This window comes from Vibrio sp. CUB2, from assembly GCF_001557945.1.
Lineage (GTDB): Bacteria > Pseudomonadota > Gammaproteobacteria > Enterobacterales > Vibrionaceae > Vibrio > Vibrio owensii.
The window spans coordinates 52,492-75,843 of sequence record NZ_LNRB01000014.1; the positions used below are offsets into that span (position 1 = coordinate 52,492).

The window sequence follows — 23,352 nt, forward strand, 5'->3', positions numbered from 1 at the left end:
TGTGGTTGAAAAAATCTGGTTCGAAAACCATCCTCTCAAATATCTGCTGTGGCCGCTTTTGTGGCCACTGAGTTTGTTGTTTGGTGCGATCAGTAAATCTAAGCGTCAACAATATCAATCAGGTAAAAAACAAGCTTACAAAGCGCCAGTGCCTGTAGTTGTGGTGGGTAACATCACGGCTGGGGGGAATGGTAAAACACCAGTTGTTGTGTGGCTGGTGGAGCAATTACAGCAGCTTGGTTACAAACCAGGCGTTGTGTCTCGTGGCTATGGGGCGAAAGCGCCGCAGTATCCGCTGGTTTTGGATGACAATACACCAGCGAAACACTGTGGTGACGAGCCGAAGCTGATTTATCGCCGTACTGGTGCACCTGTCGCCGTAGACCCGGTTCGTGCCAATGCGGTGAAAGCATTGCTTGAAACTGGCGTTGATATCATTATTACTGACGATGGTCTCCAGCATTACGCTCTAGAGCGAGATATCGAGTTCGTTATCGTTGATGGTAATCGCCGCTTTGGCAATGAACGCCTTATTCCACTTGGCCCGCTACGTGAAGGGGTAGAGCGTCTCGCTGAAGTCGACTTTATCATCACGAATGGTGGTCAAGCTCAGCAAGGCGAAATGCCAATGTCTTTAGCGCCATCAAAGGCGATAAACCTGAAGACAAAACAACAAGTCGAGGTCAGTGAATTACGTGATCTCGTTGCGTTTGCGGGGATTGGGCATCCACCACGATTTTTTAATACACTTAACGCAATGAATGCGGATGTTAAAGTGACGAAAGGCTTTGCCGATCATCAAGACTTTGATCAGCAAGAATTACAAGCATTGGCTCAACAAGGAGCTAATGTGATTATGACAGAAAAGGATGCCGTCAAATGCGACAGTTATGCGCAAGACAATTGGTGGTATCTGCCTGTTTCTGCTCAGTTTGAATCAAACGACGCAGAGCGAATTTTAAATCGAATAAAAGAGGTTAAAGCGACTTATGGATCACCGTCTGCTTGAGATTGTAGCTTGCCCTGTGTGCAAAGGTAAGCTGACGTACGATAAAGATAATCAAGAGTTGATCTGCAAACTGGATCGCCTTGCTTACCCAATCAAAGAGGGTATTCCTGTTCTGCTTGAGCCAGAAGCACGAACCATGAGCATGGACGAGGGACGCTAATGTCTTTTACGGTTGTCATTCCTGCACGTTACGCGTCAAGCCGCTTACCGGGTAAGCCGTTGGCAGACATTGGTGGTAAACCAATGATCCAATGGGTATATGAACAAGCCTTACAAGCGGGCGCAGAAGACGTGATTATCGCAACTGACGATGAGCGCGTCTCGGCGGCGGCAGAGCTGTTTGGTGGCAAGGTTTGTATGACCTCGCCAAACCACGAATCTGGCACTGAGCGACTAGCGGAAGTGGTAGAAAAAATGGCTATCCCTGCAGACCACGTTGTGGTTAACGTTCAGGGTGATGAACCATTGATTCCGCCATCGATTATTCGCCAAGTGGCTGACAACCTAGCAGGTTGCGATGCACCAATGGCAACGCTTGCGGTTGAGATTGAATCGGGAGAGGAAGTCTTCAACCCGAATGTGGTGAAAGTGGTTGCGAACGAGCGTGGTTATGCCATGTACTTTAGTCGCGCAACGATCCCTTGGGATCGTGACAACTTTGCTAAGCAAGACAAAACCATCGCGAATCCATTGATGCGTCACATTGGCATCTACGCTTACCGTGCTGGCTTCATTAATACTTACGTGAATTGGCAGCCAAGCGCACTTGAGCAAATCGAGTGTCTGGAGCAGCTTCGCGTGCTTTGGTACGGTGAAAAGATTCATGTTGAAGTGGCAAAAGAAGCGCCAGCAGCAGGTGTGGATACACCAGAAGATTTAGAAGCAGTACGAGCCATTGTCGCTAAGCAAGCACAATAAGCTTGGTATTGATTCTCAAATTAGAAAGGCTCCTCATTGAGGAGCCTTTTTGTATCTACGATAACTCGGACGCTGTATCGGTTAGATATTGGTGTCGTACTGGTTGCGTTTCGGACAGGTTGAGAGGATCTCTCTGTGTCCGGTGTCTTTCACTTCTTCTAAAATCACATCGAAGCCCCACAAGCGATACACATGCTTAAGTACCTCTTCATAACTGTTATCCAAAGGAATGCGGTTATGAGGGACGTATTGAAGTGTTAACGAGCGGTCACCGCGGACATCCACGTTAAACACCTGAATATTTGGCTCTAAGTTCGCCAAATTATATTGCGCAGCCAGCGTTTCACGAATGCGTCGGTACCCCATCTCATCATGAATAGCGGCAACTTCGATGAAGTTTTTACGATCATCGTCATTGATGGCAAACAACTTGAAATCACGCATGAGCTTCGGTGACAAGTATTGGCTAATAAAGCTCTCGTCTTTGAAGTTATGCATGGCAAAGTGAACCGCTTCCAGCCAGTCGGTACCTGCAAGCTCAGGAAACCACTCTTTGTCCTCGTCTGTTGGTTCTTCACAGATACGTTTGATATCACGGAACATCGCGAATCCAAGCGCATACGGGTTAATGCCGCTAAAGTAAGGGCTGTTGTAAGGTGGTTGTGCAACCACGCTTGTGTGACTGTGCAGAAACTCGAGAATGAATTTCTCAGACACTAAACCTTCATCGTAAAGGTGATTAAGGATTGTGTAGTGCCAGAAGGTTGCCCAGCCTTCATTCATGACCTGAGTTTGTTTTTGAGGATAGAAGTATTGGCTCACCTTACGCACGATACGTACAATCTCGCGCTGCCATGGCTCAAGTAGTGGTGCGTGTTTTTCAAAGAAGTAGAGCAGGTTCTCCTGTGGCTCGCTCGGGAAGCGAACTTTGATGTCTTCTTCTTTGGTTTTCGATTGTGGGACGGTTCGCCATAGTTCGTTCACTTGCGATTGCAGATAAGCTTCACGCTCTTCCTGACGAGCTTTTTCCTCATTGATGGAAATCTTCTCAGGGCGCTTGTAACGGTCTACACCGAAGTTCATTAGGGCATGGCAAGAGTCGAGTAGTTGTTCTACTTCGTGCACGCCGTAGCGCTCCTCACATTCTGCAATGTAGTTCTTCGCGAACAGGAGATAGTCAATGATAGAGCTGGCATCAGTCCACGTTTGGAACAGATAGTTACCTTTGAAGAACGAATTGTGCCCATAGCACGCGTGAGCAATAACCAGTGCTTGCATGGTTATGGTGTTCTCTTCCATCAGGTAAGCGATACATGGGTTAGAGTTGATCACGATTTCGTAAGCCAACCCCATTTGGCCGTGCTTATAGTTCTGCTCCGTTTGGATGAATTTTTTACCAAACGACCAGTGGTTGTAGTTGATAGGCATACCGATGCTTGAGTACGCGTCCATCATTTGCTCTGATGTGATGACCTCAATTTGGTTAGGGTAGGTGTCGAGACGATAATGCTCCGCCACACGCTTGATTTCTTTGTGGTAACGCTCCAGCAACTCAAACGTCCAATCTGGACCATCTGGTAGCATATTCTCTCTGCGTTTCTTCGAGGCTTCCCCCGAAAGGTTTGTCGTTGCGGTATTCATCGCTAGCCTCCTTACGCATTTTCTTTTTGGAATAGTTCACGGAAGACTGGGAAGATATCCTCCACAGAGCGGATGTTTTTCATGGCGAAGTTTGGAAAGGCTTCGGAAAGCTTTTCATACTCATGCCATAGCGTTTGATGGGAACGTCTAGTGATCTCGATGTATGAATAGTACTGACAATTTGGCAGTAACTTATTGACGAGTAGGTCACGACAGCGAGGTGAATCGTCTGCCCAGTTATCGCCATCGGATGCTTGAGCTGCGTAGATGTTCCACTGGCCAACAGGGTAGCGGTCTTGAACGATCTCATTCATCAGTTTGAGTGCGCTCGAAACAATCGTGCCACCCGTTTCTTGCGAATAGAAGAACTCGTGTTCATCGACTTCTTTCGCTTGTGTATGGTGACGAATGAAGACCACTTCAACGTTTTCGTAGGTACGCGTCAAGAACAGGTATAAAAGTACATAGAAGCGTTTTGCAATGTCTTTGGTTGCTTGGTCCATAGAGCCGGATACGTCCATTAGACAGAACATGACCGCTTGGCTTGATGGCACTGGGCGCTTCTCATAGTTCTTGAAACGTAAGTCGAAGGTATCGATAAAGGGTACGCTTTCGATTTTCTTGCGCAGATCCTTAATTTCCCTCTTCAGACGATTTTCTTCAAGCTGCTGAGCGGGCTCGATGTTTTTGATGTGAGTAAGCTCATCTTCCAGTTCATTAAGAAGGCGCTTCTTACCTGCCGTCATTGCCGTGCGTCGCGCTAGAGATTGTTGTAGCGAGCGAACAACGGCAATGTTGGATGGAATACCCGCAGTTTGATAACCCGCGCGGTGGGTTTTCCACTCTGTGATTTTGGCAATTTGGTTTTTCTCAAGATTTGGTAACTCTAAATCTTCAAACAAGATATCGAGGTACTCATCTTTTGAAATTTGGAAAACGAACTCGTCTTGGCCTTCACCGTCAGGGCTGGCATTGCCTTCACCAGCACCACCGCCTTGGCCACCACCTTTCGGGCGTTCGATTTTGTCACCAGTGATAAATTGGTCGTTACCAGGGTGCACGCGGTCTCGCACGCCCCCTTTACCCTGATGAAACATAGGTTCGTTAATATCTTTGTGCGGTATTGCGACGTCTTCGCCCGTTTCTGTGTTCGTAATCGAGCGTCGATTCACTGCGTCAGCTACCGACTCTTTAATCTGCTCTTTATGGCGCTTCAAGAAGCGCTGTCGATTAACAGCGCTCTTGTTCTTGCCATTGAGCCTTCGGTCTATAAATTGCGCCATGAAATAGCCCTCTTCATGTTTCACAAGCGACCTAACTCAAACTGGTTAGGATGACTTACGTACTCGTAGGTACCACTCAGAAAGTAGGCGAACCTGTTTCTCGGTATAGCCTTTTTCCATCATGCGAGCGACAAAGTCGTCGTGTTTCTTCTGATCTTCAGAAGAGGTTTTCGCATTGAAAGAGATAACCGGAAGCAGTTCTTCGGTATTGGAGAACATTTTCTTCTCGATTACCGTGCGCAGTTTTTCGTAGCTGGTCCAAACTGGGTTTTGACCATTGTTATTGGCTTTCGCACGAAGCACAAAGTTGACGATTTCGTTTCGGAAATCTTTCGGGTTAGAGATGCCCGCCGTTTTCTCGATTTTCTCTAGTTCAGCATTTAGAGAAGCACGGTCGAACAGTTGGCCTGTTTCTGGGTCGCGATATTCTTGGTCTTGGATCCAGAAGTCTGCATAGGTGACATAACGGTCGAAGATATTCTGGCCGTACTCAGAGTAAGACTCTAGGTACGCAGTTTGAACTTCTTTACCAATGAACTCGACATAACGAGGCACTAGATAGCCTTTCAAGAATTCAAGATACTTCTCTGCCATCTCGGAAGGAAACTGTTCGCGTTCTACTTGCTGTTCAATCACGTAGAACAAGTGCACTGGGTTTGCAGCCACTTCTGTTTGGTCGAAGTTGAATACGCGAGACAAGATCTTGAATGCGAAACGGGTTGATAGGCCATTCATGCCTTCATCAACGCCAGCGTAATCTCGGTACTCTTGGTAGCTCTTCGCTTTAGGATCGGTGTCTTTCAGTGTTTCACCGTCATACACGCGCATCTTCGAGAAAATAGACGAGTTTTCAGGCTCTTTAAGTCGCGAAAGAATACTGAATTGAGCCAGCGTTTCGAGTGTGCTTGGTGAGCAAGGTGCTTTAGATAGCTCACTGTTTTCAAGCAGTTTCTGGTAGATCTTCACTTCTTCCGACACTCGTAGACAGTAAGGTACTTTCACGATGTATACACGGTCCAAGAATGCCTCGTTGTTCTTGTTATTACGGAAGGTTTGCCACTCGGATTCGTTCGAGTGAGCCAGAATCATACCGTCGAATGGAATCGCAGATAGACCTTCAGTACCGTTAAAGTTACCTTCTTGAGTTGCCGTTAAGAGTGGGTGTAGCACCTTGATTGGCGCTTTAAACATCTCTACGAATTCCATCAGACCTTGGTTCGCTTTACACAATGCACCAGAGTAGCTGTAGGCATCTGGGTCGTCTTGTGAGAAATGTTCGAGTTGGCGGATATCGACTTTACCAACCAGCGATGAAATATCTTGGTTGTTTTCATCACCTGGTTCAGTTTTCGCGATACCGACTTGGTCGAGGATCGATGGGCGAACTTTCAGCACTTTAAATTTGGTAATATCACCACCAAACTCGTGCAGACGCTTCGCTGCCCAAGGTGACATGATTGAGCGTAGGTAACGATGCTCAATACCATACTCTTTCTTCAAGATCTCGCCATCTTCTGTCGGATTGAACAGACAGAATGGATGGTCATTTACTGGGCTTCGTTCGCCGTTTGCGCTCAATACATAAACGGGCATTTTTTCCATCAATGCTTTTAGCTTCTCGGCAAGCGATGATTTACCACCACCCACAGGACCGAGTAAGTACAGAATTTGTTTGCGCTCTTCCAAACCTTGCGCAGCATGCTTGAGATAAGAAACAATCTGTTCGATTGCATCTTCCATGCCATAGAAGTCTTTGAAGGTTTCATATCGTGAGATAACTCGGTTTGAGAAGATGCGGCTCAATCTTGGGTCTTGAGCAGTATCAATGACTTCCGGCTCTCCGATAGCCATCAGTAGTCGTTCTGCCGCGTTGGCATAAGCGCTTTTGTCATCCTTACACAGGGCCAAAAACTCCTGTAACGACATCTCTTCATCTTTTGCAGCTTCATATCTTGATTGATAGTGGTCGAAAATACTCATGTCGCTTTCCCCTTTAACTAGTCAGTCTACCGACGAACGTTGACGCAGGCTTATCCATCCTTGATATGCCCTTCGTTGTATGAACTTATACGTCCTGTTATCTCGTTTGGTTTGTACTGAATGCAAGCTAGACAACACCAAAGACTTTGCTTTATGGACACTTTTTCACTGCAACGGAGAACGATGGATAGGTACCTTTCAATCACTCCCTTTCTCATTCTAAGCCTAGTCGGGGATTTCCAATTTTGCTTAACAATTATGAATTTATTGCAAAAGTGACATTTGAATCACTGTTTGAAGAGAGAAAAATTTGTGCTGTGAATAGGAGGTTGAGAAATCAGATATTTGGCTTTGAATCACGGGAGTGATTGATTCGTACGTAAGCAAGGGGAAAGACAGGCAAAAGTGCGTTGGTAGGAATGAGGTAAATTGTGACAGGGCAAAAGAAAAAAGGAGAGCCTTTGCCCTCCTTTTCAAATACTTGCTGTGTTATGCACTAAAGATTTGCGCTAACTCGTTCGCACATAGATGGTACTGACGAGGGCAGTTGCGCCATGTTTTTAGCATGCGACGGTATTTCTCTAGTGTTGGCATTTGGCTGTTGAAGTGGTGGTCTGCTTTATCAAATTGAGGGTAAAGACCTTCTGAATCCACTAGGAAGCGCACGTAATGCACTTGCTGTGCTTCTGTTGCGATATCGAAGCCAAGGAACTGAAGACGACGCTGATCCACTTTGCTACGCTCTTCATCATCCAGCATTTTGTTGGATTCTTGCATAGCATGGTACATCTCCATGATGTCGATGATTTCACGACACTCTGTTTCAGTGATGCAGCCAAAATCTTTGTTCAACTCGCGCATTTGCAGCTCGTAACCACGTTCTACAATGGTTTGTAGACGCTTGTATTTTGCCGAGTTGCTAGGGTCAAGTTGAGACATTAGGTTGTACTGGTTTGATAGAATCAAACGTTGAGCGTTTGACATTTCCATGATGACCTCACTAAATAATCTAATACATTTTTAATGTGCTTAGGTTAACGTTTCGGACGAAGGTGAAACATGATCTCAACACATATTTAATATGAAAAATGGCAAGAATTGTCGAATTTAGCCAGTTTACAAACACCGTGTTAATGGGTGATGACGGCTTATTTATGGTAGTGATTGTATATATAGTCTCGGTCTGAAAATACACGCAGCCATTCTGGTTTGAATACGGTCAATACGGCCAGAGACATCCCATTGAGTAGGCCTTCAGGGAAGGCGAGTAGCGGAACGAAAACAAAGTAATTGTGTTGGATAGTTTGCCAGTCGTAATGACCCACAGAGAGATGATAAAACGAGTTGATGAGTAAATGCAGGCTACCGGTGAGTGCTCCATTGAAGAACCCAGCAACAAAAATGAAAACAAAAATGTTACGTGGAAGGTAACGGTAGCTGAGCAAAAAAATTAGATAGCTGATGAGTATTGGCACTAGTGCAGAAAGCACCCATGCAGAAGGCAACATAGACAGCGGAATACCATGCAGCAAATGGTTAACGAGCATGGCTGGGATACTAAGTAGAAACGCGATTCGCCAGCCATACATCATGGTCAATGTTGTTAGCGCAAGAAAGTGAATCTGAAGGCCATCTTTTACACCAGCCTGTGCAGACCATAAAATACAGAGCAGGAAGAGTGTGGCGAAGACCAAGTGTTGGAAAGGTTTCTCTTGTGTCATCTTAGGCCAAACGACTTTGCGCCAATCTGGCAAGCAATAAGCGATAAATACCCAACAAACAATGATGACCGAGACAAAATTAAACCAATCCATGTGTACTATCCCAACTCTGATTCCTGCGAGTTTACTTCTTGTTTACTACCTTGATATACGTTCGATGCGGCTTTTACAGGGCATCGAAAGCGATAGTTTGTTTGGTGTATTAGGCAACGTGTAGACAAAAAAATACCAGCGAGCTGCTGGTATCTTCAGAATATTCAATAGCCTAGCGAGGCTTAGTATTTCACATTTGAGTGGTATTGAGAAAGGATCGATTGGATTTCGTCCATGGTCTCTTTTGACGGAGGGTTAACGCCATCAAGCGGGTACTCAAGACCCAGAGCTTCCCACTTGTGTGCACCAAGTTTGTGGTAAGGAAGAAGCTCCACCTTCTCAATGTTGTCCATATCTTTGATGAACTCACCAAGCATGTGTGCAGCCTCTGGTTCATCAGTGTAACCAGGCACTACCACGTAACGAATCCAAGTCTTTTGACCGATCTTATGTAGGTAACGAGCAAAGTCTAAAACACGACGGTTAGACACACCAATGAAGTCTTGGTGAATTTCGTCTTTCATGTGTTTTAAGTCAAGCATGACTAGGTCAGTCGCATCCAACACTTCATCGATCACGTCAGTGTGTTTACGGATGTAGCCGTTGGTGTCTAGGCAAGTGTGAATGCCTTCCGCTTGAGCAGCGCGGAAGAAGTCACGAACGAACTCAGGTTGAAGCATTGCTTCGCCGCCAGAACACGTTACACCACCGCCAGATGCATTCATAAAGTGACGGTAAGTTTTTGCTTCTGCAATAATCTCTTCAACCGTAACTTCTTTGCCATCATGCGTGTCCCACGTATCACGGTTATGGCAATACTTACAACGCATTAGGCAACCTTGCAAGAAGACGATAAAACGGATACCAGGTCCGTCTACGGTACCACATGACTCAAATGAGTGAATACGACCAGTTGTTGACATCTTTTGCTCTCATTTTTTAATAAATTCTGACCGTTATTTTATTACAAATTGCAGGGTTAAAACAGTCTAAGAGGGCTTTCGTTGGTGAGATAGTGAGCAAAGAAAGCGGCGAATGAAAACTCACACGCCGCATAGGGGCATTTAATTAGAAGAAGGCGAAGAAAGAAAGAGAGCCAGTGCCGTAAACATCGGTTTGAGCCTCTTTATAGTCCGGTGTTTTTACCGTGAAGGTTAAGCTTGCGCCATAATTTTGGTTGTACCAAGTCGCACCAGCAACCGCACTTGCTTGCCAGTTTTGTAGCGTCACATCGTATTGGTCTGATGGCTCAGGAAGACCAGAACGATCGCCTTCGATCGTGATGTCGTTAAAGCGGTAACGGCCCTCGAATCCGGTAAACAAGAACCAACTCGAAGTGCTCTTAGCCAGCATACTCGCGTGGAATGGACTCTCGACGCTGATGTTTGCCGCGCCAATACTGTTTGCTAAGTTGGTACCCCAACGGAACATCACGCCTTGTGAAACGTCACTACGGAAGTTACCTGCGTTGATGTCGTTTACGTTGGTGATTTCCCACTGTGTACTTTCGCCTTCGCTGCGCATCAGTTTGTTGAATGCACGGTAGCCTACGCTGAATGCGATCTCATCATCAATTTGGTAGTCCCAGCCTTGAGGGTCGGTTGAACCCGTAATGCTATGAACCAATTCCTGTGCTTTTTCTGACAGCGAGCTCTCACCAGTCGCGCCGATGGTGAAGTTGTAGCGTACTGCTTGGTCAGGCGTCAGTGAGATGTAGTTGATTTCAGTATGAAGGTAGCCGGCATAAGGGCGGTCGTTAACAAGAGGGTAGTCGGCTTCAATGTCACTAGGTGTGTACATCTTATGGCCCAGTACCAACTCAATTTTATCTACGTTGCTTTGGCCGTTGCCGTTTAAGGTAAACCATTTCCACTCGGAGTCTTCGCGCAATTTGTCGGTTGCGTAAGAAAGGAAAATACCGTTGGTGTAATCTTGGTCTACGCCGAAGATGCCATCGTTATCTAAAGTGAAAGAGACTGTGGATTTTGTGGTTGCAAGTGCCGCTGGAGACACCAAGGCAAGGACGATTAATTTACTAAGTTTCATATATGATGTTTGCAAGCTTTTTGCGCATCATACGGAAGATCGAGAACAAAATCTTAGGCAATGTCACAACTTTAGTTCAAGACACAAAAAAAGGCCGACGCTTTACAGCATCGGCCTCTGTTCTATCACTCAAAGTGCTAATTCAATCAGTCTTATAGAGACTCAGTGAATGTACGTGCGATTACGTCAGCTTGTTGCTCTGCAGTTAGAGAGTTGAAGCGTACAGCGTAACCAGATACACGGATTGTTAGCTGAGGGTATTTCTCTGGGTGCTTAACAGCGTCTTCTAGAGTTTCGCGGTTAAGAACGTTCACGTTTAGGTGTTGACCACCCTCAACGCCAGCTTCGTGGTGGAAGTAACCATCCATTAGGCCAGCAAGGTTAGCACGTTGTGAACCTTCATCTTTACCTAGAGCGTTAGGTACGATAGAGAACGTGTAAGAGATACCATCTTTAGCGTGAGCAAACGGTAGTTTACCTACAGACGTTAGAGACGCTACAGCACCTTTTTCGTCACGGCCGTGCATTGGGTTAGCACCAGGTGCGAAAGGAGCACCTGCGCGACGACCGTCAGGCGTGTTACCAGTCTTCTTACCGTATACCACGTTTGAAGTGATAGTTAGGATAGACTGAGTAGGGATTGCGTCACGGTAAGTCTTAAGCTGACGAATCTTGTTCATGAATACTTCAACAAGTTCACAAGCGATGTCATCTACGCGAGCATCGTTGTTACCGAATTTAGGGTAGTCGCCTTCGATTTCGAAGTCGATTGCTACGCCATCTTCGTCACGAACTGGTTTAACTTTCGCGAATTTGATTGCAGATAGTGAGTCAGCTGCAACAGATAGACCAGCGATACCACAAGCCATAGTACGACGAACGTCACGGTCATGTAGAGCCATTAGTGCAGCTTCGTAGCTGTACTTGTCGTGCATGAAGTGGATGCTGTTTAGTGCAGTCACGTACTGCTTAGCTAGCCAATCCATGAAGTGGTCTAGTTTGCCCCATACATCGTCGAAGTCTAGAACTTCGTCAGTGATCTTAGGCATTTGAGGACCAACTTGGATCTTCAGTTTCTCATCCACACCGCCGTTGATAACGTATAGAAGAGTCTTAGCTAGGTTAGCGCGAGCGCCGAAGAACTGCATGTGTTTACCAATGATCATTGGAGATACACAACATGCGATTGCGTAGTCATCAGACTCGAAGTCTGGACGCATTAGGTCATCGTTCTCGTACTGGATTGATGAAGTATCGATAGATACTTTCGCACAGAACTTCTTGAAGCCTTCAGGTAGTTGCTCAGACCAAAGAACAGTGATGTTTGGCTCTGGAGAAGGACCCATTGTGTATAGAGAGTTTAGGAAACGGAAGTTTGAACGCGTAACTAGCGTACGACCGTCAAGACCCATACCACCCATAGATTCTGTTGCCCAGATTGGGTCGCCAGAGAATAGATCATCGTACTCAGGAGTACGTAGGAAACGAACCATACGTAGTTTCATTACGAAGTGGTCGATCATTTCCTGTGCGTCAACTTCAGTGATCTTACCTTCAGCGATATCACGCTCGATGTAGATATCTAGGAAAGTAGAAGTACGACCTAGAGACATAGCTGCGCCGTTTTGAGATTTAACAGCTGCTAGGTAACCGAAGTAAGTCCATTGGATTGCTTCTTGTGCAGTTTCAGCTGGACGAGAGATGTCACAGCCGTATTTCTCAGCCATAACTTTCATTTGGCCAAGTGCACGGTGCTGCTCAGCGATCTCTTCGCGAAGCTGCATAGTCATTTGTAGATCTTCACCGTTCTCAAAACGCTCTTGTAGAGACTTGAATTGAGCTAGCTTGTCTTTCATTAGACGGTCGATACCGTATAGAGCAACACGACGGTAGTCACCGATGATACGACCACGGCCGTAAGCATCTGGAAGACCAGTTAGAACGCCTGATTTACGACATGCTAGGATATCTGGAGTGTAGATATCGAATACGCCAGCGTTGTGCGTTTTACGGTATTCTGTGAAGATTTTCTTAACTTGTGGATCAAGCTCGCGATCGTAAGCTTTGCAAGAACCTTCAACCATACGGATACCACCGTTAGGGATGATTGCACGCTTAAGAGGAGCTTCAGTTTGTAGACCTACGATAGTTTCTAGGTCTTTTTCGATGTAGCCTGCATCGTGAGCAGTGATGGTAGAGATAACTGAAGTATCGAAATCAACAGGAGCGTGAGTCGCGTTCTCTTGTTTGATACCTTCCATTACCTTAGCCCAAAGCTTGTTAGTCGCTTCAGTACCTTCAGAAACTAGGAAAGATTCGTCGCCTTCGTACGGAGTGTAGTTCTTCTGAATGAAATCACGAACGTTTACTTCGTTTTGCCAGTCGCCTGCAGCAAAACCTTCCCAAGCTTTAGCAAATTGCTCTGCCATGACATACCTACCTTTGTAGTAGAAAAAAATACGTACTGATTCGCCGTTGAGCCAGCTATCTCCACTTTCAAATGGAGAACAGTACACTCTTAATGAATAACAATATTTATAGTCTTAAATAAGAAAGTTTGGTTCATAAAACTATAAATATTGTCACTGCTAACAATGTGGGTTCTTCCCAACCACAATTCAAGGCTACACTAAAAAAATTTTGCAAACCTTAAACTAAATCAATAAATACTAAAAAAACTCAATAAAAATTGGGTAGCGACAAGCGCTACCCACACAATTTTTGAACGAATGTCATTATAGCCAAGCTTTAATGCCATATTGTCCTTCTAGCATACCTACTGCAAGCATAGCGACTAAACAGATAACAAGTACACCTACAGGGATCACAATCTTGTCTACAAATGATAGGCGAGATGCACGCTCTTTATCACCAATTAGACCGTTGTTGTCTAGAAGCATCGTTAGTGCCCAAGCTAGAACTGGGTTAACAACTGCTGAACCAAAGATACAGATACCTGCTGCTTGAGAATCTTTCGAGTCTTTCACCATTTGCATACCCGCTTCAAGTAGAGGTAGAGATACACCTACAAGAAGAGCAACACGCATTACTGGTGGCCATACCGCGATATCCATTGGGAAACCAAGGATTGCGATGATCATTACTAGAAGACCTAGAAGGATAGCACCACCAGGGATAGGGCGTTTCGCGATCGCTGCTGGGATCATGTAAGTACCCCAAGATGAAGTGATGTTACCACCACCCACTGCCGTACCTACCATCTGACGGATAGAACACATAGTCATTGTGTCATCAACGTCCATTAGTACTTTTTCAGTCTTTCTAGGGTAGTTCAGTTCTTGGAAGATACGGTGGCCAAGGAAGTCAGGAGACCACATTGCTACTGCTAGGATTGCAAACGGTAGTGATGCGATGAAGTGTTCCATATTAGGAAGACCTAGCATCCAACCTTCTTCTGTGCTACCCCACCAGTAAACTGGGTTTAGGTTAGGAAGACCTGTTTCAGTTACGAATTTAATATCGAAACCTGCACCTAGTACAAGCGCGATTGCAAGGCCTGTGAAAGCACATACTGGAATTGCTAGCCAACGCTTGTTCACTTTTGCAAGGAACGCGTACAGCGCGATAGTCACCGCAAGTACGATAAGACCAACGTAACCCATGCTGCCCGCTTCAACAGTAGAAGATTGTAGACCAACCGCCCATTCTTGAATCGAAGTAATTTGGCTCATGGTACCTGTTAAGCCCAAGAAGATAAGCAAGCCGCCGGCTGTACCTTCTGAGGTGAGGTTCACCAGTTTGGAGCCGCCTTTCAAGGCACTTAGTAGAAGGCCGAATACACCGATTAGAATTGCCAATGCAAGAGGGTGGGCACCAGCTAGAGCGATGGTACCAATAAGAGGGATCATTGGACCGTGGTTACCTGCAAGGTTGGCTTTAGGGTTAACAAAACCAGAAGCAAGTACACAGAAAAGGAGTGCAGGGATAAGCATTTCTACACGAGCAACTTCGATAGCAAAATCTTTGCCTAAGTTAACGTGGTCCCATGCAGCAGTAAGACCTTCAGCCCAAGACATCATTACCGCAGAGTACATTGCGATAATACCGATAGTACCAGCAAGTGCTGGAACAAGGTCTTCAAGCTCAAATCGGAAGTCACGACCTGGTAAGTTCAAACCATAGCGACGTGGCTTCATGATCTGTAGTTCGTGGTCTAGGTAGTCTGAACGGCTTGCGAACTCAGATGATGGACGGTGAAGCTCGCGGTAGCTTTTAGTCTCGATATCCGAATCAGAGTGCGCTTTATTCACTGCGTCTGACATAGATTCCTCATATATTTAAAAGTTATGAATTCTAAATTGAATTGTGTTTTTCCGCTTCCTGCGGCACTTCCTATGCTAGCTATTATTAGATTTTGTTGCACGAACAACTCGTGCCTAAGCATAGCTAATAACTTGTTGTGTTGAGGCACAAAAAATTCCTCATCATTGGGGCGGAGTCTAGCAAGATAGCCCTTTGGGGTGATTGATTTAGATCACTTTAAGAATAGATGTGAAAGAAAACTACAGAAAGTGTCTGGCATGCGAACAACATGGTTATTTCGTGTGTAATTCGATTACACAAGTTGCATAAAATTAGACTTTGTTTTGCAGAAATAGTGCTCAATAATATTTATTGATGTCATTCATAGGTTGTATAAAAAGCTGGCTTCATTCTTGCTTAGTACCGAGCAGAGACGATTTTTTGGCTAATCATTGCCGCTCAGTTTAGGAAGAAGACATGAAACAGCTTAAAGTACTGCCGCTAGTGGCAATTATTTCGGGATTAATGGTCGGTTGTGGCGGCGGTGGCGGCGGCGGTGGCGGTGCATCGAAAACAACCTTCACTATTGATTTTGCGATTCCGGCGACCTTATCTGAGAGTGATGCTAAAGCGCAAAACTGTACAGTTTATGATCGAGATACAGATTCGAATGGTGACGCTACCGTTCTAACATACAGCCAAGCATCGAAAGCTCAGGTTACTAATAACGTTATTGGTTACTACTCTGATGCTGACGGCAAAATGGTTGGTGACATAATTAAACCAACCAGTGATAACTTTAAGTTTGTTTTAGAGGACATTCCTGAAGACGGTTACATCACCATCCAAGCACTGGAATTCAATGGTAGAGAAGTGCGTGTAAACTCATTCTCTCGTGAGTTTTTGGAAGATAAACAATTACGTAATGCGACCTTTGCTCTAAACCGTGAATCATTGAATAAGTGTTTTACTGGCGGCAACTTGTCGGATAAAACGTTCAAAAACCTTTCATATCGTAACGCAGTGTCAGGTGGCGGCGATTATCATTTCGTATCGCAAAAGGACGTTCTAGAGTCTCCTAACAGTGACATGACTTCAGATGAAGAGCTATTGGGTTTCAATGGCGAGCCAACCGTTTTATTCCAATATGAAATCGGCTTAGATAACAAATCACTGTACCAATATGGAATCGGTTCTTGGGGTACTGGCGATATTGATCTAGTCACGACTGATGTTGTCTCAAACATTTACTCATCATCAAACTACAAGTTTGACTCTCTAAATGTTGGTTTTGTAGCGAATGACTATTTATATGATGCCGTCGAGTTGAGTAATTCCGTTGATGAATATCGTCGACCAAGTGAAGCCAACAAAGAAGAGTGGGTTTACTTAGCGGTTGATGAGAATGCGACTAACGGATGGGATTCATTGCTAACTGGCACTATTGACTCTAGTTGGGATATTGATGTTGATCCAAGTGCTTACTTAAATATCAACAACTTGCAAAACTCAAAACCTAGCGTTATATCTCAGAGCGGGCGTGAGTCTGTGATTGATATTAATATGGGTTTCACTAGCACTACAGAAGGTTTTGTTCGCACTGCGTACTTTGCCGCTTCTGGTGATTACAAAGTAACGCACCGTATCTTCACTAAAAGCAATAGTGATTATGTAGTGGTACCTGAACTTGACTACTACAACTTCCCATCTTCAGCAGCAAATGGCTTGAAAGTATCTGAAACGGATAATTTTAACCGCTCTGCGATCATTCTTAATGACGAGAGCGACATTGACTCAGAAGTGTTTATGAGTTTCTTCTCTAACGGCGAAGCTTCTGAACCTGAATTGGAAGCCGATCTTGATGGTATTCTAACTTCTGAAAAAGATGGAATGGAAAGTGAAGTGACGCTACGCACTTCGAACTCTCTTGTTGTAACGCGTTTTAATTAACAGTCGACAAAGCAAGAGTTAATTAACAGTTTTGTATCTTATTTAGCCCCTCTCTTGAGGGGCTTTTTTATGTCAATTATTCAACAATAAAAGAATATAACGCTAAATATTGCATATTCATTTGATTGTTGTATCTATCTATTCGAATTATTTAGGTTAATAATTTGTTGCAACTTCTCTAGGGTGGTGATAGTTTGTTCCAATTCAAAGAGGGCGGAGTCCCTTATTGCAGTGATTAAAACACAGGGAGTAAGGCGCAATGAATGACGTACCAGCGCTAGATATCAAAGACCTGCACAAAACATTTGGACAGAATGAAGTTCTTAAAGGCATTTCACTTGCCGCTCATAAAGGAGATGTTATCTCCATCATTGGCTCTTCCGGTTCTGGTAAGAGTACCTTCCTAAGATGTATTAACCTTCTTGAAACCCCAACTGCCGGCGAAATTTGGGTAAACGGTGAGCTTATCCAAATGAAAAATAACCGAGCTGGGGAGTCCGTTCCTGCCAACGAAAAGCAAGTACAGCGTATTCGCTCTCGTTTAGCCATGGTATTTCAAGGCTTTAACCTTTGGTCACATCTAACCGTTCTAGAAAACGTGATTGAAGCACCGGTTCATGTTCTTGGCGTGCCGAAAGCACAAGCGATTGAAAACGCAGAGCTGCTTTTGAAAAAAGTTGGGCTATATGAACGCAAAGATTACTACCCAGGGCATCTTTCTGGTGGTCAGCAGCAACGTGCCGCTATCGCACGTGCACTTGCAGTAGATCCTGAAGTGATGTTGTTCGATGAGCCAACCTCCGCACTCGATCCTGAGCTAGTTGGTGAAGTTTTGGGAGTAATGCGAGACTTGGCAGATGAGGGCCGAACCATGTTGGTTGTGACTCATGAAATGGCTTTTGCGCGTGACGTATCTAACCATGTGATGTTTTTGCATCAAGGCTTAGTGGAAGAACAGGGAGATCCAGCTAAGCTATTTACAAACCCAGATTCGGAACGATTACAGCAATTTATCTCATCAATCTACTAATATTTCTTGGGTGGCAGTCTTTTGCCACCTATTAAGCACAACAATCAAAACCAAATAAAAGCAATCACAGGAGTATGGAAATGAAAAAGTGGTTATTAGCAGCAACGCTTGCTGCGACGGCAGTGTCTGGTATGGCTCAAGCGAAAGAATGGAAAACCGTTCGCTTTGGTATTGAGGGCGCTTACCCTCCGTTTAGCTGGACAGAAACCGATGGCTCAATCAAAGGCTTTGACGTAGACATGGCAAATGCACTTTGTGAAGAGATGCAAGTGAAGTGTCAGATCGTTGCTCAGGATTGGGATGGCATCATTCCTTCTCTACTTGCCCGTAAATACGATGCGATCATTGCGGCAATGTCGATCACCGAAGAACGTAAAAAGAAAGTCGACTTCACTGGTAAGTACGCTCAAATTCCAAACAAATTCATCGCTAAGAAAGGTGCAGGTTTAGATTTTGATAATCTTAAAGATGTGAAAGTTGGTGTTCAACGTGCGACGACACACGACAAGTACTTGACGGATAACTACGGTGACGATGTCGAAATCGTTCGCTACGGTTCATTCGACGAAGCGTACCTAGATCTTGCTAACGGTCGTATCGCTGCGGTATTGGGTGATGCGTCGGCACTAGAAGAAGGCGTACTCAACAAAGCCGGCGGTGAAGCGTATGAGTTTGTTGGTCCTTCTTTAACTGACCCTAAATGGTTTGGTGAAGGTATGGGGATTGCCGTTCGCAAACAAGATAAAGATTTGACGAAGAAACTAGATGCAGCGATTAACGCGCTACGTGAAAAAGGTGTTTACCAAGAAATCGCGGGTAAATACTTCAACTACGATGTTTACGGCGATTAAGCCGTAGCTAAGCGACCGTTAGCTTGTTCCTAGAAGTCGCTAACGGTCGATTTTTGAGTTTTAGGGATTAGGAACTCACCTATGCTGGATCTACAAGGATATGAAGCCTCGATTTTAAAAGGGGCGCTAGTAACCATCGAAGTCGCCGTACTATCTCTGATTTTAGCCGTTGTTCTTGGCATGCTTGGCGCCTTAGCAAAGCTTGCACCTTACAAGTGGGCGAGAGCAATCGCGACGTTATACACCACCATCATTCGCGGTATCCCAGATTTGGTTCTGATGATGTTGATCTTCTTTGGTGGTCAAATTCTATTAAACAACAGCCTTTACTCTATCAACGAGACGCTCAATGAATGGTTTACCTCTAGTAACCCTGATCACGAGTGGACGTCTTACTTGCCAGATTACATTGATGTCAGCCCGTTTATTGCCGGTGTATTGACCATTGGCTTTATCTTTGGCGCTTATATGGCGGAGACATTCCGTGGAGCGATCATGGCGGTAGACAAAGGCGAGTTGGAAGCGGCAAAAGCTTATGGCATGAGCCCCGTAATGTCTTTTCGAAGAATCCTCTTACCACAAATGATTCGTCATGCCTTACCCGGCTTTGGTAATAACTGGTTAGTGTTGCTCAAGACGACGGCTTTGGTTTCTATCATCGGTTTAGAAGACATGGTCCGTATGAGCTCATTGGCAGCAGGTACAACCAAAATGCCGTTCACCTTCTATATGGCAGTCGCGATCATCTTTTTGTTCTTTACCAGCGTTTCGACCGGTTTGCTTAAGCTGGTGGAACGTAAATTTAGTATTCACGCGAGGTAAGCCATGGATTTTTCATTGATAATTGAAAGTTTCCCGGTCTACCTAGATGGATTGTGGACGACAGTATGGTTAGTTGCGTTAGCGCTTGTGATTGGTCTATGTGTATCAATTCCCTTAGCTATCGCGCGTAATAGCACGAATTACGCATTAAGTTTGCCGTCATGGGCGTTTATTTACTTTTTCCGTGGGACGCCGCTGTTGGCGCAGCTTTATCTCATTTACTACGGGATGGACCAATTCTTCCCAGTGAAAGACACCCTTTGGGAGCATGCTTGGTTCTGTGCCTTGGTGGCTTTCGTTCTTAATACTTCGGCTTACACGGCGGAAATCATTCGTGGTGCGATCAATGGTTTGCCAAAGGGCGAAGTTGAAGCCGCAAAAGCATACGGCATGAGCAAGTTTATGACTTACCGTCGTATCATCTTGCCAAGTGCGCTTCGCAGAGCGTTACCAGCTTATTCGAACGAAGTCATCTTTATGCTTCACGGCAGTGCGGTTGCAGGTATCATCACCATCATGGACCTAACCGGTGCCGCGCGATTGGTGAACTCAAGATACTATGCTCCGTTTGAGTCCTTCTTGACGGCAGGCCTGTTCTATATGGCGTTGACGTTTATTATTCTTTGGTGCTTTAAAATTGCCGAGAAACGTTTCTTGGCGTATTTAAGACCATTGAGCTAGTACATGCCAATTGATCGAATACGTAAAAGAAAGAGCGCCAATTGGCGCTCTTTTTAGGTAGATGAAGGGCGAGTGAGTTTACCTATACAAATTGGAAATCACCGTCAAAGGCTGCGTCGGTATAAATGACGACTTCTTTACCACCTTTGGTAAAGGTGTAGGCTGTTAATACATCTGAGCCTGATAGGCCTAAGGAATCAATCATGCCTTGGTCTAGCTTGTAATCTGATGACGCCATAAGGTCCGCCACCGTCATAGTAACACCATCATCGGGATCGCCTTGAGTATCGCTTTCTAGGCTCCAACCATTGCTTTCATCGAGCTTGATATCTTCTACACCAAGTGCAAAGAATTCCGATTGGCCATCGTCTTTACTCTTGGTGTTATCGCTTGCTCCACCTTGGTGGTACGCCTTGCCAAGGGTCAAGGTAACAGAGTCTTGGTCACTACTTGTACCTATTACCGCTTCAATACCTTTGATGTTGTCTGCATCTTGACCTTTCGACATATCGATATCGATAGGGCCATCTTTATCGTTGGCGACAAGAACGTCGAATCCTTTACCACCTCGGATTAACGTATCGTCCGCGTCGTAAGCAATAGTATCGTTGCCTTTGCCACCACGAACTTCGTCAGCACCACTACCGCCAATGATCACGTCATCGCCTTTGCCGCCTTTAAGTACATCGACACCGGCACCGCCATCTAGCCAGTCGTCACCTCGGCCACCTTTCAGTAGTTCCGGTTCCGCAACTGTCGTGACATTATGCTCAACATCATTAAAGTCGTTATCATTACCTGATAAGTCAGTATTGTCGTTCCATCGGAACAAGGATGTTCCTTCACCGTTCGGAGATATTTGCGCATGAATCGGTAGACCCAATTCGAACGCTACTTCATTAAGAGTCTGTAGATTTAGATCGAAGTCAGTTAGTTCGACAACGCCATCAACAATACCCTTATCTGCACCGTCTGGAACAATGAAGAAGCCCAGCTTACAGGCTTCGCCGCCCATCATTTCTTTTGAAATAGAAGTCGATGAGCTTTCGACGTTCTTAACGTCAGACCACAAGATGCCTACATTTACTACATCCCCATTGGAATCTGCGGTATAGAACCCAAGAGAATTGTTGAATCCAGCATCTGAGCCTAAAAGTTCTACATCAAAAGTGCCATTAAACTCGCTGATGTCATACATGCCGTTTTCTGGCGTAGGCAAGGTTTCTTGGTTATCACCACCAAGTAGAACATCATCACCGCGTCCACCGTGTAGCTTATCTGTACCATCACCAGTGAGACCAACCGCTTCTACCGATGTGACGAAGAAATCACTCGCGTCCTGCCCATTACCTTTGTCAAATTCAGGCCCAACAGCAGAAAACTGAATTTCATCAAAAGCTTTGAAGCCCGTGTCTTCAGGTGTTATTTCTAAGTAGCCGCTGTGGTTGTTGCCATCTTTCAAATCAGCAGCCGTGAAGTCTCCTTCAGCGACAAGGATACCTTCTCGGTAAGCCGCCCAATGACCAGTTTCATCAACGCCATCATTACCTTCATCGAGGTAGAGATTTGAAATGCCCACTTTGGCTGCCATCGTATGTTCTTCTAGACATACAGACAGAATCTCTGACCCTATTGTGTCTGGTCCAGCACCGTCACTGTCGATGTACGAGTAGCCGATCTGTGAGTTAACACCGCTTTCCGAGTTGCCTTTTACACCGTATCCGGTTTCACCGTTCGCTGCTCCTTTGGTGACAAGCATGCCCTCTGACCCATCAGGATTGTAAGCTGTCGCGTTATCAAGACCTAAACCGTCACCCTCTGGTGCCTCAGCGGAGTCTAAATCTAACTCAAACTTACCAGACTGCTCATTGAAAGAAAGGGCATCAAAATTGTCACCAATGAGCACGTCTGCGCCTTTGTTACCTCGGATTAAGTCATCACCGGGTTTCGAGCTTTCATCGATATTGTCTCCGTCTCTAGGAGTGCCATCACCAATCAATACATCGTTAGCTTGGTATTGGTGAAGAGCGACATTATCGAGTAGGGAACCAAGAGAATCTTCGTTACCATCGGCCATAAATGAAATGGTATGTTCGCCAGCGCCTAGATCTAGATCTAGATTGACCGTTTCCCAGCCATAATTGTTGTATGTTCCGACAACTTCGCCATCAATGAGAACCTTCAGACCGTTTGTGTCTGCATTAGAGGTGCGGTTGGTGTGATCAAATGAGAGTTTGAATGTGCCTGCAGTATCAACCGTGAAGGTTTGACTGACCGTAGAATTGGTTACGGTATTATCGCCATCTTTATGAGAATCAAGCTCTAATACGTTTTCTCTTGCTGGATCTTTGTTAGACCCATAGCCGCCATTGTTTTGGATTTCGATTAAACCTTCGGTTGCTTCCCAACCACCATAGTTAGAGTAGGTTTGCCAGCCACCATGATCGACGACAAGGGTATCGGTTTCATCTACTTCATCATCAAAATCACCATTGGCTAGTAAGTTATTGTCATCCGTTTTAGCTCGACGATCACCATAAATAATGTCGTTGTTACCACCGCCTTCGACATAGTCGTTACCAGAGCCAGCAACAATGATGTCATCGACACACCCCACATGCTCTACATCCTTATCACGAGCTAAGTCGATGTTGGGATTTACACCAGCTTCGTCTTTTGCATCAATACTGTGGTTCCATGATTCGATAACATCGTTACCGTCTCCGGATTTAATCGCTTCAGATCCTCGGCCTCCGGCAATAAAATCATCACCGTCGCCTGTCTTGACGATATCGTCACCTTTACCAGCGCGAACTTCTAGATCCGCGCCTGAATTGTCTTCAAGGTGATTATCTACATCCCTTGACACTCCATCTTGAGTTGGCCCGTCTACTAGATTGCCAACTTTTGCATTGGTGTCTGTTACAGAAACTTCTTCCGCCATTGCTTTGTCCTCATATATCGCAAGATACATAGAGGCAGCTCAGCCATCTCAATGCCATTTGAGATCTGTAGCTTTCCGTCCCCACCTCGCAGTGGGTTTGGCTTTATCATCCTTTGTTTA

The 23,352-nt window shown here is 45.2% G+C and carries 18 protein-coding genes and 1 riboswitch; of the genes, 8 read left to right on the forward strand and 10 right to left on the reverse strand.

What is annotated here, in order from left to right; genetic code table 11:
- The first annotated feature begins 1 nt into the window (after nt 1).
- The 3 genes from lpxK to kdsB are packed head-to-tail and all read left to right on the forward strand — an operon-like array spanning nt 2 to nt 1,927.
- The gene (gene lpxK, locus ATB78_RS20075; protein WP_061010098.1) at nt 2-1,009 is read left to right on the forward strand and encodes a tetraacyldisaccharide 4'-kinase; all 1,008 of its coding nucleotides are present in this window, start codon (nt 2-4) and stop codon (nt 1,007-1,009) included.
- On the forward strand, nt 990-1,169 hold the full coding sequence (locus tag ATB78_RS20080) for a Trm112 family protein (RefSeq protein WP_005378451.1): 180 nt from the start codon (nt 990-992) through the stop codon (nt 1,167-1,169). The genes lpxK and ATB78_RS20080 overlap by 20 nt, the downstream gene beginning before the upstream one ends.
- Nucleotides 1,169-1,927: a 3-deoxy-manno-octulosonate cytidylyltransferase gene (kdsB, locus tag ATB78_RS20085; protein ID WP_061010100.1), complete on the forward strand. Its 759-nt coding sequence runs from the start codon at nt 1,169-1,171 to the stop codon at nt 1,925-1,927. The genes ATB78_RS20080 and kdsB overlap by 1 nt, the downstream gene beginning before the upstream one ends.
- Nucleotides 1,928-2,008: 81 nt before the next feature.
- Here kdsB and ATB78_RS20090 read toward each other — a convergent pair whose 3' ends face one another.
- The 9 genes from ATB78_RS20090 to ATB78_RS20130 all read right to left on the reverse strand — a co-directional run bounded on the left by ATB78_RS20090 (nt 2,009) and on the right by ATB78_RS20130 (nt 14,974).
- Entirely contained in the window at nt 2,009-3,568 is a 1,560-nt protein-coding gene (locus tag ATB78_RS20090) for a SpoVR family protein (RefSeq protein ID WP_005431687.1), read from the reverse strand.
- 11 nt (nt 3,569-3,579) lie between these two features.
- Entirely contained in the window at nt 3,580-4,851 is a 1,272-nt protein-coding gene (locus ATB78_RS20095; RefSeq protein ID WP_061010102.1) for a YeaH/YhbH family protein, read from the reverse strand.
- A gap of 45 nt (nt 4,852-4,896) precedes the next feature.
- A complete protein-coding gene (locus tag ATB78_RS20100; protein WP_061010106.1) occupies nt 4,897-6,831 on the reverse strand; it encodes a PrkA family serine protein kinase in 1,935 nt (644 codons plus the stop codon).
- Nucleotides 6,832-7,320: 489 nt separating this feature from the next.
- Entirely contained in the window at nt 7,321-7,821 is a 501-nt protein-coding gene (locus ATB78_RS20105; protein ID WP_033005555.1) for a YfbU family protein, read from the reverse strand.
- A gap of 158 nt (nt 7,822-7,979) precedes the next feature.
- On the reverse strand, nt 7,980-8,645 hold the full coding sequence (locus ATB78_RS20110) for an energy-coupling factor ABC transporter permease (protein WP_045412823.1): 666 nt from the start codon (nt 8,643-8,645) through the stop codon (nt 7,980-7,982).
- Between the two features lie 182 nt (nt 8,646-8,827).
- Nucleotides 8,828-9,568 (reverse strand): pyruvate formate lyase 1-activating protein, encoded by a 741-nt coding sequence (gene pflA, locus ATB78_RS20115; protein WP_005437470.1) that lies wholly within the window; start codon nt 9,566-9,568, stop codon nt 8,828-8,830.
- A 145-nt stretch (nt 9,569-9,713) separates the two neighbouring features.
- Entirely contained in the window at nt 9,714-10,691 is a 978-nt protein-coding gene (locus ATB78_RS20120; RefSeq protein WP_005437468.1) for a lipid A deacylase LpxR family protein, read from the reverse strand.
- A gap of 152 nt (nt 10,692-10,843) precedes the next feature.
- Entirely contained in the window at nt 10,844-13,120 is a 2,277-nt protein-coding gene (pflB, locus tag ATB78_RS20125; RefSeq protein WP_033005553.1) for a formate C-acetyltransferase, read from the reverse strand.
- A gap of 306 nt (nt 13,121-13,426) precedes the next feature.
- On the reverse strand, nt 13,427-14,974 hold the full coding sequence (locus tag ATB78_RS20130) for a DUF3360 family protein (RefSeq protein WP_005437465.1): 1,548 nt from the start codon (nt 14,972-14,974) through the stop codon (nt 13,427-13,429).
- A 457-nt stretch (nt 14,975-15,431) separates the two neighbouring features.
- On the opposite strand from ATB78_RS20130, the gene ATB78_RS20135 reads away from it, so the two are divergent.
- The 5 genes from ATB78_RS20135 to ATB78_RS20155 all read left to right on the forward strand — a co-directional run bounded on the left by ATB78_RS20135 (nt 15,432) and on the right by ATB78_RS20155 (nt 20,288).
- Nucleotides 15,432-16,904 carry a hypothetical protein gene (locus ATB78_RS20135; RefSeq protein ID WP_061010109.1) on the forward strand — a complete coding sequence of 491 codons (1,473 nt, stop codon included), beginning with the start codon at nt 15,432-15,434 and terminating at the stop codon, nt 16,902-16,904.
- Between the two features lie 259 nt (nt 16,905-17,163).
- Entirely contained in the window at nt 17,164-17,934 is a 771-nt protein-coding gene (locus ATB78_RS20140) for an ABC transporter ATP-binding protein (protein WP_005446708.1), read from the forward strand.
- A gap of 80 nt (nt 17,935-18,014) precedes the next feature.
- Complete coding sequence (locus ATB78_RS20145) at nt 18,015-18,785, forward strand: ABC transporter substrate-binding protein (protein WP_009707114.1); 771 nt, start codon at nt 18,015-18,017, stop codon at nt 18,783-18,785.
- 81 nt (nt 18,786-18,866) lie between these two features.
- Nucleotides 18,867-19,607: an ABC transporter permease gene (locus ATB78_RS20150; RefSeq protein WP_005437461.1), complete on the forward strand. Its 741-nt coding sequence runs from the start codon at nt 18,867-18,869 to the stop codon at nt 19,605-19,607.
- A 3-nt stretch (nt 19,608-19,610) separates the two neighbouring features.
- A complete protein-coding gene (locus tag ATB78_RS20155) occupies nt 19,611-20,288 on the forward strand; it encodes an ABC transporter permease (protein WP_061010111.1) in 678 nt (225 codons plus the stop codon).
- Nucleotides 20,289-20,370: 82 nt separating this feature from the next.
- Here the strand turns inward: ATB78_RS20155 and ATB78_RS20160 are convergent, their stop codons facing one another.
- Nucleotides 20,371-23,232, reverse strand: coding sequence for a hypothetical protein (locus ATB78_RS20160; RefSeq protein WP_061010113.1), 2,862 nt, complete (start codon nt 23,230-23,232; stop codon nt 20,371-20,373).
- Between the two features lie 30 nt (nt 23,233-23,262).
- Nucleotides 23,263-23,344, reverse strand: a riboswitch (cyclic di-GMP riboswitch).
- Between the last annotated feature and the right edge of the window lie 8 nt (nt 23,345-23,352).

Coding starts and splice junctions, on each gene's coding strand:
- ATB78_RS20095 (WP_061010102.1), bottom strand. CDS start 4,851: ATGGCGCAATTTATAGACCGAAGGCTCAATGGCAAGAACAAGAGCGCT.
- ATB78_RS20145 (WP_009707114.1), top strand. CDS start 18,015: ATGAAAAAGTGGTTATTAGCAGCAACGCTTGCTGCGACGGCAGTGTCT.
- ATB78_RS20110 (WP_045412823.1), bottom strand. CDS start 8,645: ATGGATTGGTTTAATTTTGTCTCGGTCATCATTGTTTGTTGGGTATTT.
- pflA (WP_005437470.1), bottom strand. CDS start 9,568: ATGTCAACAACTGGTCGTATTCACTCATTTGAGTCATGTGGTACCGTA.
- ATB78_RS20105 (WP_033005555.1), bottom strand. CDS start 7,821: ATGGAAATGTCAAACGCTCAACGTTTGATTCTATCAAACCAGTACAAC.
- ATB78_RS20090 (WP_005431687.1), bottom strand. CDS start 3,568: ATGAATACCGCAACGACAAACCTTTCGGGGGAAGCCTCGAAGAAACGC.
- ATB78_RS20155 (WP_061010111.1), top strand. CDS start 19,611: ATGGATTTTTCATTGATAATTGAAAGTTTCCCGGTCTACCTAGATGGA.
- kdsB (WP_061010100.1), top strand. CDS start 1,169: ATGTCTTTTACGGTTGTCATTCCTGCACGTTACGCGTCAAGCCGCTTA.
- ATB78_RS20130 (WP_005437465.1), bottom strand. CDS start 14,974: ATGTCAGACGCAGTGAATAAAGCGCACTCTGATTCGGATATCGAGACT.
- ATB78_RS20080 (WP_005378451.1), top strand. CDS start 990: ATGGATCACCGTCTGCTTGAGATTGTAGCTTGCCCTGTGTGCAAAGGT.
- ATB78_RS20140 (WP_005446708.1), top strand. CDS start 17,164: ATGAATGACGTACCAGCGCTAGATATCAAAGACCTGCACAAAACATTT.
- pflB (WP_033005553.1), bottom strand. CDS start 13,120: ATGGCAGAGCAATTTGCTAAAGCTTGGGAAGGTTTTGCTGCAGGCGAC.
- ATB78_RS20135 (WP_061010109.1), top strand. CDS start 15,432: ATGAAACAGCTTAAAGTACTGCCGCTAGTGGCAATTATTTCGGGATTA.
- ATB78_RS20150 (WP_005437461.1), top strand. CDS start 18,867: ATGCTGGATCTACAAGGATATGAAGCCTCGATTTTAAAAGGGGCGCTA.
- ATB78_RS20120 (WP_005437468.1), bottom strand. CDS start 10,691: ATGAAACTTAGTAAATTAATCGTCCTTGCCTTGGTGTCTCCAGCGGCA.
- ATB78_RS20100 (WP_061010106.1), bottom strand. CDS start 6,831: ATGAGTATTTTCGACCACTATCAATCAAGATATGAAGCTGCAAAAGAT.
- ATB78_RS20160 (WP_061010113.1), bottom strand. CDS start 23,232: ATGGCGGAAGAAGTTTCTGTAACAGACACCAATGCAAAAGTTGGCAAT.